Annotated in this window: 11 protein-coding genes; 5 read left to right on the forward strand and 6 right to left on the reverse strand. The window is 63.2% G+C overall.

The window, feature by feature from the left end; translation table 11 throughout:
- Positions 1–61 precede the first annotated feature (61 nt).
- Positions 62–1,339 (reverse strand): bifunctional O-acetylhomoserine aminocarboxypropyltransferase/cysteine synthase, encoded by a 1,278-nt coding sequence (locus PSEEN_RS09860; RefSeq protein ID WP_011533350.1) that lies wholly within the window; start codon positions 1,337–1,339, stop codon positions 62–64.
- Positions 1,340–1,539: 200 nt separating this feature from the next.
- On the opposite strand from PSEEN_RS09860, the gene PSEEN_RS09865 reads away from it, so the two are divergent.
- The 3 genes from PSEEN_RS09865 (at position 1,540) to PSEEN_RS09875 (ending at position 3,511) form a co-directional block, all read left to right on the forward strand.
- Positions 1,540–2,022, forward strand: a complete 483-nt coding sequence (locus PSEEN_RS09865) for an Hcp family type VI secretion system effector (protein WP_011533351.1) — start codon at positions 1,540–1,542, stop codon at positions 2,020–2,022.
- On the forward strand, positions 2,019–2,735 hold the full coding sequence (locus PSEEN_RS09870; protein WP_044487951.1) for a DUF4225 domain-containing protein: 717 nt from the start codon (positions 2,019–2,021) through the stop codon (positions 2,733–2,735). The genes PSEEN_RS09865 and PSEEN_RS09870 overlap by 4 nt, the downstream gene beginning before the upstream one ends.
- A gap of 458 nt (positions 2,736–3,193) precedes the next feature.
- A complete protein-coding gene (locus PSEEN_RS09875; protein WP_044487953.1) occupies positions 3,194–3,511 on the forward strand; it encodes a hypothetical protein in 318 nt (105 codons plus the stop codon).
- An 18-nt stretch (positions 3,512–3,529) separates the two neighbouring features.
- Here PSEEN_RS09875 and PSEEN_RS09880 read toward each other — a convergent pair whose 3' ends face one another.
- Together PSEEN_RS09880 and PSEEN_RS09885 are read right to left on the reverse strand one after the other, a co-directional pair.
- On the reverse strand, positions 3,530–4,477 hold the full coding sequence (locus PSEEN_RS09880; protein WP_011533354.1) for an SCO family protein: 948 nt from the start codon (positions 4,475–4,477) through the stop codon (positions 3,530–3,532).
- Positions 4,478–4,569: 92 nt separating this feature from the next.
- A complete protein-coding gene (locus tag PSEEN_RS09885) occupies positions 4,570–7,965 on the reverse strand; it encodes an Ig-like domain-containing protein (RefSeq protein ID WP_011533355.1) in 3,396 nt (1,131 codons plus the stop codon).
- Positions 7,966–8,203: 238 nt separating this feature from the next.
- Here PSEEN_RS09885 and PSEEN_RS09890 point away from each other — a divergent pair, with 238 nt between their 5' ends.
- The gene (locus PSEEN_RS09890) at positions 8,204–8,950 is read left to right on the forward strand and encodes a sulfite exporter TauE/SafE family protein (RefSeq protein ID WP_011533356.1); all 747 of its coding nucleotides are present in this window, start codon (positions 8,204–8,206) and stop codon (positions 8,948–8,950) included.
- Positions 8,951–9,002: 52 nt separating this feature from the next.
- Here PSEEN_RS09890 and PSEEN_RS25790 read toward each other — a convergent pair whose 3' ends face one another.
- The gene (locus PSEEN_RS25790) at positions 9,003–9,782 is read right to left on the reverse strand and encodes a PDZ domain-containing protein (RefSeq protein WP_011533357.1); all 780 of its coding nucleotides are present in this window, start codon (positions 9,780–9,782) and stop codon (positions 9,003–9,005) included.
- A gap of 244 nt (positions 9,783–10,026) precedes the next feature.
- Between PSEEN_RS25790 and PSEEN_RS09900 the strand changes: the two genes are divergently transcribed.
- Positions 10,027–10,758, forward strand: coding sequence for a hypothetical protein (locus tag PSEEN_RS09900; protein ID WP_011533358.1), 732 nt, complete (start codon positions 10,027–10,029; stop codon positions 10,756–10,758).
- A 121-nt stretch (positions 10,759–10,879) separates the two neighbouring features.
- Here the strand turns inward: PSEEN_RS09900 and PSEEN_RS09905 are convergent, their stop codons facing one another.
- The gene (locus PSEEN_RS09905) at positions 10,880–11,854 is read right to left on the reverse strand and encodes a PDR/VanB family oxidoreductase (RefSeq protein WP_011533359.1); all 975 of its coding nucleotides are present in this window, start codon (positions 11,852–11,854) and stop codon (positions 10,880–10,882) included.
- 64 nt (positions 11,855–11,918) lie between these two features.
- Positions 11,919–13,040: an aromatic ring-hydroxylating oxygenase subunit alpha gene (locus PSEEN_RS09910; RefSeq protein ID WP_011533360.1), complete on the reverse strand. Its 1,122-nt coding sequence runs from the start codon at positions 13,038–13,040 to the stop codon at positions 11,919–11,921.
- Positions 13,041–13,157: the final 117 nt, after the last annotated feature.

A 13,157-nucleotide genomic window follows, 5' to 3' on the forward strand; every position in this document is an offset into this window, starting at 1 on the left:
ACGAAGGTCCGGATTTGCAAGGTGTGCGCCCGCCGTTGGCATTGGGTGGGGCGCGGGTGACTCAACCGCGGCTGGCCTCCAGCGCCTGCGCGAGGTCGGCGATGATGTCGTCGCTGTGCTCGATGCCGATCGACAGGCGCACCATGTCCCGTGGCACCCCGGCCTTTTCCAGCTCTTCGTCGTTGAGCTGGCGGTGGGTGGTGGAGGCGGGGTGGCAGGCCAGCGACTTGGCGTCGCCGATGTTCACCAGGCGCACCACCAGCTGCAGCGCATCGATGAAGCGCGCCCCGGCCGCCTGGCCGCCCTTGATGCCGAACGACAGGATCGACGCCGGCTTGCCGCCGGTGTAGCGCCGGGCCAGCTCATGCTCGGGGTGGTCGGGCAGGCCGGCGTACTTCACCCAGGCCACCTGGTCGTGTTGTTGCAGGTAACGGGCGACCTTGAGCGCGTTCTCGGTGTGGCGCTCCATGCGCAGGGCCAGCGTTTCCAGGCCTTGCAGGATCAGGAAGGCATTGAACGGCGACAGCGCAGCGCCGGTGTTGCGCAGCGGCACCACGCGGCAGCGGCCGATGAAGGCGGCGGGGCCGAAGGCTTCGGTGTAGGTGACACCGTGGTAGGACGGGTCAGGGGTGTTGAGCAGGGCGAAGCGTTCCTTGTTTTCACCCCAGGGGAACTTGCCCGAGTCGATGACGATGCCGCCGATGCTGGTGCCATGGCCGCCGATGTACTTGGTCAGCGAGTGCACGACGATATCGGCGCCGTGCTCGAACGGGCGGCAGAGGATCGGCGTGGCGACGGTGTTGTCGACGATCAGCGGCACGCCATGGCGGTGGGCGGCGTCGGCCAGGGCCTGGATATCGACGATGTTGCCGGCGGGGTTGCCGATGGACTCACAGAACACCGCCTTGGTGCGTGCGTCGATCAACGCCTCGAGGGCGGCGATGTCGTCATGGGCGGCGAAGCGGGTGGTGATGCCCATGCGCGGCAGGGTGTGGGCCAGCAGGTTGTAGGTACCGCCGTACAGCTTGGCCACCGAGACGATGTTGTCGCCGGCCTCGGCGACGGTCTGCAGGGCGTAGGTGATGGCCGCCATGCCAGAGGCCACGGCCAGCGCGCCGACTCCGCCCTCGAGGGCGGCCATGCGCTGCTCGAGCACGTCGTTGGTGGGGTTCATGATGCGCGAGTAGATATTGCCGGCCACCTTCAGGTCGAACAGGTCGGCGCCATGCTGGGTGTCGTCGAAGGCGAACGAGGTGGTCTGGTAGATGGGCACGGCCACGGCCCGGGTGCTCGGGTCGGGGCTGAAGCCCGCGTGGATGGCGAGAGTTTCCAGCTTCATGCGGTCGTTCCTTGCGCGTGGGTGGAAGCGGCTGAGCATGGGGCGGGAGGTGCAAGGCGGTCAAGCGCGTGGGTTGGCACAGTGGGGCGGTGTTGTCTGTCGTACTTGGTAACTTCTCGATGGCGTATTTTCGGACGCGTCCGACATACAACACGGTTTTACGTTTTTACAGTGCGAACTTTTTACAGGGAGTTCGCAGCATGGCTTATCACGGCTACATGACGATCACGGGCGCGCTTCAGGGCCTGATTTCGGCGGGGTGTTCCACCCAGGATTCCATCGGCAACAAATGCCAGGCGGGTCATCGGGACCAGATCATGGTCCTGGCCTTCGATCACAGCCTTTCCAACCTCGACAACGTCAGCCGGGCGCTGCACCGGCCGGTCTACCTCACCAAGTTCATCGACAAGTCCACCCCGTTGCTGGCGCAGGCGCTCGATTCGAGGGAGCGGGTGGAGTGTGACCTCACCTTCTTCCGCACCAGTGCTGCGGGCCTGCAGGAACGGTACTACTCGGTAAGGCTCGGCGGCGGGCTGATCGTCCAGCAGAACGTGGCCATGCCCCATGCCGTCCTGCTGAACGAGCAGGAGCCGCAGGAGCACCTGGCGATCCGCTATCGGGAGATTTCCTGGGTGCACCATGCGGCGGGGACCACCGGTTATTCGACCTGGGGTGAGGAATGACGGCGCGCAGCGAGCACGAGGTCCCGTGGGATGACGACTTCTGGGAAGTGAGCCATGCGGCGGCCCGGCTGACCCAATATGCCTGTGAGGTGGCCGCGCGGTGTTTGGATGACGGGATGTTGCGGCTGCAGTTCACGCAGGAGATGGCGTATGTCGGGAAGGGCATTGTGGAGGAGGTTCGGACGGGGAGGAAAACGCCGGAGCAAGGGCTGAATCTTATAAAAAAAGAGCATGTCGAATTGACTCAGCAGGCTCTTCAATATTCAAGGTTGGTTGCAGGTTTGGCGGCTGGAGTGTTGCAAGTTGCTGGAGGCGTTGCAGTCTGCAAACTTTCCGCAGGGATTGCATGTGCTACGGGTGGTATTGCGCTTGTACAGCACGGAATCAATGGAATTTATGAAAATGGCCGGAATATTATTCAAAGGCGAACCGATACTGTAGGACCACTTCGGTCGGGCTATCAAGAAATGGCGAAGGCTCTTGGTGGGAAAGCGTCACATGGGAATGTTGCGTATGGGGTTATGGAAATCGCTCTTTCGGTGTTTGGGTTGACCACGCTCGTGGTCAGTCGTTCTGCATGGCGACTCTACAGGTATGTCAGGGCTGATATGGTTCCTGCTTACAAGAAGATGGGGACGATTCTTGTAACGTTTGAGCTTGGGGTGAATGTCATGAATGGGGAATTGATCTGGGTGGAGTTGACAAAGGAATGATCTCCTGGTTGTTTGGAAGCTGCGTGATTATGGGTGTGGTCACCGCGCATGCACTCAGGTACAGATTTTCTGGGCAGAACTTCAGGTGGTGGAGTTTTTGGGCTTGTCTAATATTTAATTTGTTTTTTATAACTTACTATATGAGGATTATGGAGCGCTCTTACTTGCTTTTTATTGGCCATAGGCCTGATTTTTTGTATGAGAACCCTGCTACAGGTTGGTGGTGCTTGGTGGGTATGGTGTTGCACAGCTTTGCAACACCTGTGCAATGGGAGCCCAAAAGATGGTTTAGGAAAAAGTGAAGGGCGTCTGCATGGCTGTGGATGAAATGGTAGGCCAATAATTAGCGGGTGCTAAATTGGGTGTGAAGCTCATGTTGTATATTGCAATGATGGTTTGGAAAATTCTGAAGGTGGGCAACCTCAGATGTGAATGATGGGGGCTCGGGAGGAGAGGTGATGATTTTATACATTGTGTTGGCTGTGGTGGGGCTTGCAATCTCGAGATGGCTTCGTTGCTTGTTGACCACACCAAGCGAAAAGCGGGATCTGAATGTCTTTGTTGTTATGTATAATTTTGTTCTCATGCTGTTGCATGAGGACATCGCCATGCGGGATACCTATTTGTTTCTCTACCACTGGCCAGAGATTTCGGAGAGGTATCCAGCTATCACATGGCTGGCGTTCATGTTCCTGTTTATTCACCTTTATGGCATTGTGGCGAAAAATAATGTTCGGTGTTTTCCCGGGATGAGAACGAAGGGGCAGTCAATTTAATTGAAACTCTACGCCACCTCACTGCCCCTGCACCCGCACGGTCTCCTCTTCCAGATACGCCAGCAACGCCGCCACCTCCGTCTCCCCCAACCGCAGGTTGGGCATCGCCAGTTGGTTGTACTGGCGATACAGCAACATCGCTAATGGGTCGTTTTCCGCCAGCATCCGGTCCGGTTCTTTCAGCCAGCGTTCGAGCCACTGCGCTTCCCTTTGCCGGGTCACCCCGAGCAAGTCAGGGCCGATCCTGCGGGTGGCGCCGGGTTCGGCCTCGCCGACGGTATGGCAGGACGAACAGCGGGTGCGGAACAGTTGCTCGCCCGCACTGGGTGGGCGGATCTCGGGGGCCTGGGTGTAATCGCGGCGCTGGGCGCTGGCGGTCTTCCAGTTGTGCAGGCTGTTGGCCAGGCGGTCGGCGAGGATGTACGGGCTTTCGAACGGCGATGCCTTCATCCAGCGGCCGGTGGCCTGGTTGCCGATGATCAGGCTGAGGTTGTGGTCTTTGCTGCGGCCATTCTCCAACCCTTCGATATACAGGCCGAGGCTGCGACGCAGTTGCTCGATATCGGCGGCTTCGCCGGTGAGCAGGGTCCAGCCGGGGCCGATGGCGAATTTCTCGGCGTAGCGTTTCAGGGTGGCGGGGGTGTCGTTGTAGGGGTCGATGCTGATCGAGTAGAAGAAGATGTCCTGGCCGACGCGCTCGCCCAGCAGCTTCTGCACCTGGCGCAGGCGGGCGGTTTCCACCGGGCAGGTGTCGCCGCAGCCGGTGAAGATGAAGTTGATGGCGACCACCTTGCCCTTGATCAGGTCGTCGTAGAAGTGCACTTGCCGGCCGTCCTGGGTGAGCAGCGGGATGTTGGGGAAATAGGCGGCGCCCCAGGGGCTGGGGTCGGCGCCGGTGGGGGGCAGGGCGCCGGGGAGGGTGAGGAGGATCAGCAGGGGGAGCAGCAGGCGCCAGTGGTAGGGCATGGTGGTCGTCCTTTGTCGCGTGCCATTGGGCCTGCTGCGCAGGCCATCGCCGGCAAGGCCGGCTCCTACAGGGAGCAGGCCTTGCCAGGGCGTCACTTGATACTGATCTTCGCGGTCACGCTCTGGCCCAGCGCCGAGCGCACGGTCACCGTCGGTGGCGAGGCCGGGCCGCTGCCGACGGTGGTCACCGACAGCCGCCAGCGCGCGCCCGTGCCACTGGTGGTGAGTGTCGCGGCACCCAGTTCCAGCGGGCCGCTGGTGGTGTTGGCGGTCACACTGATGCTGTTGTTGGCCGTCACTGACGTGCTGCCGGACAGCTCCCAGGTCCAACGGTTGTTGCTGCGCAGCTGCACAGTGGCGCTGCTGACCTGGATCTCGTCCATGGCCAGCGCCGGCGTCACGGCGACGCTCACCGTGGCCGGCACCAACGATTCCAGGCCCTTGGCGTCGCGCGCGGCGTAGGTGAAGCTGGCGGTGAACGGGCTGGCCACCGTGGCCGGCGGGGTGTAGGTCACCTGGGTACCGTTGCTGCTGACCGTGCCCTGGCCGGAGTCGGGCTGGGCCAGGCTGCTCACGCTCAGCGGCAGGTTGCCGTCGGGGTCGCTGTCGTTGGCCAGCACGTTGAGCACGATCGGTTTGCCGGCGCTGGTGGCGGCGCTGTCGTTGGCCGCCACGGGCGGCTTGTTGGCGCTGTTGTCGTCGCTGCTGGCGGCCGTGCGGAAGGTCGGCAGGGCGGCGGAGTCGACGTACTCCACGCCATCCCAGCCAGGCAGGGGCGTGGGCATCAGCTGGAACTGGCCGGGGTGCTCCAGGTCCCAGCGCAGCAGCATGGAGGTGTCTTCATGCTGGGTGTTGTGGCAGTGCTCCATGTAGGTGCCGGCGAACTCGCGGAAGCGAATGGCCATTTCCACTTCCGCGGTCGACTCGCTGTCCGGGCCGATACGGTAGACGTCCTTGCGCGCCCACTTCTCCCATTCCGGCGGGGCCTTGCCACCACGGCTGAGGATCACCCCTTCCTCGAAGTGTACGTGCACCGGGTGGCTCCAGCCGTTGCCGCCGTTCTTGATCTTCCACACTTCCAACGTGCCATCGCCGCTGAAGCCGCCATCGGTGGCCTCGCTGGCCAGCTGCGGGGCGGCGTTGATGCGCCGCGGGTCCATGCTGTAGCCGAAGCCGCCGTCGGTCTTGATGGTCCAGGGCGCGCTGTCGGTGCCGTCCGAGCGGCCGAAGACGAACTCGCGGTGGCGCGCCACCTTGAGCTTGGCCTGGTCGCTGGCGCTGCCGGGGTCCAGGGGCAGGGGGATCATCACCAGGCCGGCGGCCTTGCCGGGCTTGGCCGGTTCGTACAGGGCCGGGTCCATGCTCAGGTCCTGGCCGCTGTAGGGTTGCACCAGCAGTTGCAGGAACTTGCCGACCACGGGGTCGCCTTTGTCCCATTCCGGGCCCTTGCTGGTCTGCTTGATCACCGCCTTGTACTTCTCCGACAGCACGTCGGCCAGGGCGATGGCCTTGTTCGGGCCCTTGCCGGTCTGGTGTTCCATCAGGTTGACGAAGTACAGCTTGTCGCCGGGCTTGATCCCGTTCTTGGCGAAGTTGACGATGATGTCGTAGCGCTCGGCGATGCCCTGCATGGGCAGGATGGCGTTGTGGTCCTGGCGGTCACCGTCGCCGTTGAGGTCCATGCTGCCGTCGAAGGGTACGGCGTGTTCCATCAGGTTGCCGTCGTTGGCGATCAGGTGGAACGGCACGCGGTTATAGGACAGGTTGGAACCGGACGGCCCTTTGAACTCGCCACTGTTGCCGGCGACCTCACGCACCACGGCGAACTTGAAGTAGCGCGACACCGAGCCGTTGAGGATGCGGAAGCGGTAGCTGCGCGCGCGCACCTTGAGCCGGGGCTGGTACTGCCAGTTGACCAGGATCTGGTCGCCGAGGAAGCCGTCGCTGTTGAACGGGTTGAACCACAACTGGCCGTTGGCGTCCCAGGCCTTGTCGGCCACCACCAGGTTGACGTCGTAGTCGCGGTTGCCCCAGGGCATCGCGCTGCCGCTGGGCAGGCGCAGGTTGACGCCGTCCTGCAGCGCCTCGTTGCCACGGTCCAGGGCCGAGTAGTAGTTCATCATCACCGCGTTGCCCTTGTAGACGTTCTGCGCGGTGAAATCGAGCATGTGGTCGTGGAACCAGTGGGTGCTCATGGTTTCGCGCCAGTCGCCGCGGATCTTGATGCTGCCGTTCTCGCAGGTTTTCAGGCCGGGGGAGGCGTCGTTGACGAACAAGGTTTCGCCCGGCGAACAGGGGAAGGCGGCACGCGGGTCCTGGGCGCGGGTGTTGATGGTGTCGTAGCCGGCCAGCTGGATCGGCCAGCGATAGTCGTAATACTGGCCGGGGAAGAAGTAGGCGTTGGCAAAGCCGTCGCTTTCGGCCGGGGAGTGGCCGTTGTGCTCGTGGGTGGAAATGGTGTGCAGGCCAAAGCCTGCGTTGGCCGACGGGTCGATGGGCAGGGCGTTGTAGTGGCGCATCAGCAGCGGCTGGCCATAACGCACCATCAGCAGCTTGACCGGGAAGGTGCCGTCGAAGGTCCACAGCGCTTTGTGGCCCTGCAAGGGCATTTTCGGGTGGAAGCGGGTGTCGATGCCCTTGGTGGTGCCCAGGGTGGTGGGGATGTCGGAGGTCTGGTAGTACAGGCCGCCGGGGCCGAACTCACCCTTGCTGTAGCCATGCAGCTGCTTGCGGTCGCGCAGGCCCTGGTTGATGCGTGCGCCGGCCTGCGCGGTCTTGAACGCGGCCTGGGGGTAGAACTCGTTCCAGCGCTGGTGCGACCAGCCCTTTCCTGGGGGCCGCCCTTCGGCGGGGGAACCGACCGAGTTGCGGTTGAGGAAGACCTCGATCTGCGCCTTCCACGGGTTACGGTCGAGCACGTTGGCGTACTGCGACGGGAAGGGGGTCAGGCCCGGCTGGGTGAGGAAAGCCTCCAGGGCGTTGCCGTTGGGGCTGCTGCGCGCGACGTTGTTCGGGTCCTGGGCGGGCGCCGGGCCGGTCATGGGTAGCGGAAAGGTGAGGGTATAGGGCGGGGTGGCCGGGTCGAGCTTCTCCGGGCCGAATTCCTCGAACAACAGCAGTTGCTGGGTGAACGGTTCGGCGCCAAACAGCGGGCTCGGTTTGCCATTGGTGGGGTACTGGCTGGAGGTCTGCTGCGCGGGGGGCAGCACATTGTCGGTGCTGACCGTGGCGCGGGTGCCGAACGCGCCGTCGTTCAACTCCAGAGAGCCTTCGTTGGCCTCGGGCATCGACTTCAGGGCCTCCAGCGCTGCAGCCGCAGCCACTGGGTCCGCAGGCGGATCGCTGTAGGCCGACGGGTCGGTGGGCGGTGGCTGACTCACATCGTCGAGCCCGCTGGCGACCGCGCAGGCCACTCCGAGGCCGAGCAACAGCGCCGTGACAGAGGACAACCTGAACAGGTGCGTGGAAGTCGCTGCTGGTTTCTTCATAGCCGTGTGCCCCGTGTTGTGCAGCCTGGCATCTGCTGCCACCGGCGAAGGTGGCGATGTGCCTTGTTTCAAAGGGGTGAGCAACGGCTATGCCAAGGTGAAAACGGCTGGAAGGTACATGTTTCAAGATGTTGCTACGGTGCGAAGTAGGACCGATCCGTTCTGCCCCGCAAACCTGGGGCTGGACACCCACTCCTGGGTGGGGAATGCTGCCCACGATCACCTGCAGGGAGCACCCATGGACCCGCTATACCTCATCGCCCTCGGGGCCATCGTCGCCGGCTTCGTCCAGGGCTTGTCGGGCTTCGCCTTCGGCATGGTGGCCATGTCGTTCTGGGCCTGGGGCCTGGAGCCCCGGGTGGCGGCGGTGCTGACGGTGTTCGGCAGCCTCACCGGCCAGCTGATCGCCGTGTTCAGTGTGCGCCGGGGCTTCAGTTGGCCACTGTTGTGGCCGTTCGTGCTCGGTGGCCTGGCAGGGATTCCCCTTGGCGTGTGGGTGCTGCCGCACCTGGACATGCTGTGGTTCAAGGCGGTGTTCGGTACCCTGCTGGTGCTGTGGTGTCCGCTGATGTTGCTGGCGCCGCGCCTGCCCCGCCTGCAGGGCGGGCGCCTGGCCGATGGCGCGGTGGGCATGGTCGGTGGCGTGCTGGGTGGCATCGGCGGTTTCACCGGCACCGTGCCGACCTTGTGGTGCACCCTGCGTGGTTTTGAACGCGACACCCAGCGCGCGGTGATCCAGAACTTCAACCTGTCGATGCTGGCGGTGACCATGCTCACCTACCTGGGCAGCGGGCTGGTGACCACGGCGTTGCTACCGTGGTTCGGCGTGGTGGCGCTGGCGATGGTGCTGCCGACCGTGCTCGGCACCCGGGTATACCTGGGCATCAGCGAGCTGGCGTTCCGGCGGATCGTGCTGGGGCTGCTGACTTTGTCGGGGGTGGCGATGCTGGTGGTGGCGGTGCCGGGGTTGCTGGCGCGGGGGTGAGTGGCCCCCTGGTCGATCTCGCAACACCCGGCGCCAGGGCGTCAGGCGATCATCATCGTCTGGCAGGGTTGAGCAAGACTTCTTTTTCCAGGAGCTTGCCTTTGCGGCTGACGGTCATGCTTACGCGCTGCCCGGCCTTGGCTGCATACAGCTCCTGCAGCTGCCTGGAATTGGACACCGGCTGCCCATCGAAACGTTCGATGATGTCGTCGACCATGAGGTCGGCCCTGAATGCCGGGGAGTCATCTATCACCACGCGGGCTTTGACGCCGACATTGGTCTGACGCTCGCTGCGCTCCTTGTCGGTCAGGTCCTGCAGCATCACACCGAACAGGACGGGTACCTTGATCATGTAGACCGCCAGGTAGTCGAAACGCTGCTCGGTTACGGGCACATACTGGGTATCCATCGTGTAGCTGGTTGCGCTCAGGGTGCCAATCTGCGCGGTGGTGACGCTGGGCGAGATCACTTCCTTGGATGTCTGGAGCGTGCCGGTATGCTGAGGTTGTTGTATGAGCACCACATCGGCCTTGACCACCTTGCCCTGGGCAATGGCCAGGGTATCGGCGAAGGTGCCCGCGCTGTTGAATCGCGAGGTACCGTAGGCCTGATAGCTCTTGCGCTGCCAGAGTGCATAGGTGTCTTGCATGTTGCCAGTGACGCGTTGCATCACGGGGGTGATGGGGGCGGGGGCTTCACGCGATGCGGCTACCCAATCCTGGGAGTTCACCATTTCTTCGCGATAGAAGTCCTTGTAAGGGTTTTCTGCGCATCCGGTAAGTTGCAGGCACAGGGCCAATCCGATCAGGTGCGGGGCAAAGCGGGAAATCATGATACGGCTTCCTTGACGTGGGCTGGCGGACGCTTGGCCATGCAGTCGTGCATGGTTGGAGAGCAGGATTCTGAGTCACTGGGGGAATGATGGCAATCTGATGCGGGCGAATGTCGACGTCGGCGGATGCCAACACCGATGCAAAGGCCGCCCGTAACGTCAGACCTTGCTCCGCCATCTGCTTCTTGGCACCCTTTGCCGGCCTTTGCTGGTCATCGACACCGTAGAACAAGGAAACACCAAGGTGAGTTGGGAAAAAATCGGTAAATCTCTCGTGGGCCTGTTGGTGGTCGCCATCATCGCAGCCGTGCTTTACGCGGTGCTGCGCACTGGCGATCGCCTCGAGGCGCGCCTGACCTACGCCTACCTCACCTACCCGGGCCAGTTCAGCGAACGTATCAGTCAAACCAACGAACTGCTCAAGTACGAGCGCTTGCATGCGCGCATCAGTGAAGTCAGCGACGGTGCACTGAGCCATCCGCAGGTCGAGCGCCTGGTCGAGCTGGCCCAGGCGCCTTACCTGCAGCTGTTCGCCAAGCCGTTCGAGGCCGGCCTGGTGGACCACCGCACCGGGTTGCTCATCGAGCTGGTCAACCACCGCAAGCAGCCGGTCAAGGCCGTGAAGATCCGCTTGCCGGCCAAGGGGCTGGTGCAGGTTCGCGACGATGCCGGCAACGACAGACTGATCCCGGCGCCGACCGGTATCGTCGAGATTCCCGCCATCGATGCATTGGGCGAGAGCAAGGTCTGGGTATATTTCGATTCGGACTACTCGCTGGTTCGCCACGGCGGCGTCAACATTCGTTATGCCGGTGGCACGGCCGATATCCAGGTGTACCGCGAGGTGATCGGCTTCCCGGCGCTGGTGGCGCGCTACAGCCGGGAACTGATGGTGCTGTTGCTGTTGCTGGTGACCTGTGTGCTGGGGCTCGGTTATCACAGCCTCGGCCCGCGCCGTACCAGCGCCTCGCTGTAAACCTGTAGGAGCCAGCCTTGCTGGCGAACACCGGCAAGGCCGGTGCCCTCCATCGTGGTGTCTGCATCGCGGATGAATCCGCTCCTACAGGGAGCGTGCGCATCCAGGTTCGCATTGGCCCTTAGAGATCCAGCACCAACCGCGCCGTCCTGGCGCGCGACACGCACAGCATCATGGTCTGCTGCGAAGCCTTCTCCTCATCGCTCAGGTACTGGTCGAAATGCTCGGCCTCGCCTTCGAGGATTGCCGTCTCGCAGGTACCGCACACACCTTCGCGGCACAGGCACTCGACCTTGGCGGCCTTGGACTTCTCGATGGCCTGGAGGATGGTCATGCCTTCCTCGACTTCCAGTTCGGTGCCGGAGCGCGCCAGCACCACGGTGAAAGCCGAACCCGCAGCGGGCGCGGCGGCGGCGAACTGCTCCCAGTGCACGCGCGGCTCGGCGATACCAGCCGTAGCGGCAGTGGCGATCACCGCATCGATCAGCGGCTTCGGCCCGCATACATAGAGATGGGCGTCATCGGCCAGGCCCGCGCAGAGGGCGGCAAGATCAAGCTTGCGCTCCAGGCTGTCGATGTAGAAACGGGTATTGCCGGCATGCGGGCCTTGTTCCAGGTCGCCCTGGAAGGCGCCGTGCTCCGGGGCGCGAAAGGCGTAATGCAGCTCGTAGGGGGTATCACCGCCTTCCAGTTCGTGCAACTGCGCCAGGAACGGGGTGATGCCGATACCACCGGCAATCAGCACATGGCGCCCCGCGCTCGGGTCGAGGGCGAACAGGTTGTTAGGGGTGGAGATGGTCAGTTCGCTGCCCACCTCGACCTGCTGGTGCATGAACGCCGAGCCGCCCTTGGACTGCTCTTCCAGGCGCACGCCGATCTGGTAGCTGTGTAACTGGCGCGGGTCGCTCATCAATGAGTAGGCGTTGCTGAACTGGCTGCCGCAGGCCGACTGCATCTGCACGATGACGTGGCTGCCGCCGCTGAAGGCGGGCAGGGCGGCGCCGTCGGCGCGGGCCAGGGTGAAGCGCTTGATCTGCGGCGTGGCCTGTTCCACGCCGGTCACGCGCACCTTGAACATTTCGTATTGCTTGGCCATGGCGTACCTCGACAACGAAGCCCCGCGCCAGGCCCTGGCGCGGGGCGCAGAGCTGGTAGTGTGTTCAGTCGTCCAGGTGGGCGACGGCGATCAGGTTGTGGAAGTGGGCGATGCCGTGCTCGCTCACGCCGCTGCGCTGCGAGTCGACCATGATCCGGCCCTGGCCACGGTAGCCACGGGACTTCAAGCCCTTCTGCACGCTTTCGACCAGGCGCAGGTCCTCGGGGCGGAACACCTCGCGGTACCAGTCGATCAGCTTGTGCTGCTCCTCGGTGATGTCCTTGTTGAGGAAGTAGATGTCGTAGTGCTGCAGGGTGGTCTCGGCATCGACCGGGAACTCGTAGATCACGGTCATGAAGTTGGCCCCTGGCGGCACGTTGAACATGGTGCACGGCCAGGCCCAGAAGCCGGCGAAGGACGGGTCTTTCACCGTTTCGTCGAACTTGAACGACTGCTCCGAGGGCTTGGCCAGGCCGTACTGCAGGGTCCAGTTACCGTGCAGGCTGTGGCTGTACTGGCCGACGTCCACCGAGTCGGAGAAGCCGGGGTGGGCCGGGGCGCAGTGGTAGCATTCCAGGTAGTTGTCGACGATCGACTTCCAGTTGGCCGGGGTGTCGCTGACGAAGCGCGCGGCCAGGTGCAGGTCGTCGATCACCGCGCAGGCTTCGCGCATGCGCTTTTGCATGCCAGGCAACTGGTCTTCGACGGAGCCTGCGTCGTTGTCCATGTTGATGTAGATGAAGCCGGCGTACTCTTCGACGCGCAACTGCACAAGCGTGGAATTGTCCTTGTCGAAGTTGGCGACGTTCTCGCAGTTGCGCGCGTGGGCCAGTTCGCCGTCGAGCTTGAAGGTCCAGGCGTGGTACGGGCAGGTGATCACGTTCTTGGCCTTGCCGCTGCCTTCGAGCAGTTGGTGGCCGCGGTGCGGGCAGACGTTGTAGAACGCGCGCAGCACGTCGTCGCGGCCACGCACGACGATGATGCTTTCGCCGATCACCTGGCGGGTGATGTAGGCGTTCTTCTCGGCGACTTCGCTGCGGTGGCCGACGCAGATCCAGCTGCGGGCGAAGATCGCTTCCTTCTCGTGCTCGAACACCGCGGCCTGGGTGTAGAACTTGGCCGGGAGGGTGAAGGCCTCTTCGGGGTTGGCGCAGAAGTCGGCGGGCAGGCGTTTGAAATCGTTCATGGCTCTATCTCGGTTCTTATTGGTTAACGCGTATCTATTGGTTAACAAGCAGGGCAAAAAAATTTCTTTAAGTGTCGCTCGCCGGCAAGCCAACTCCTGTAGGAGCCGGCTTGCCGG

This window comes from Pseudomonas entomophila L48 (assembly GCF_000026105.1).
Classification (GTDB): Bacteria; Pseudomonadota; Gammaproteobacteria; order Pseudomonadales; family Pseudomonadaceae; genus Aquipseudomonas; species Aquipseudomonas entomophila.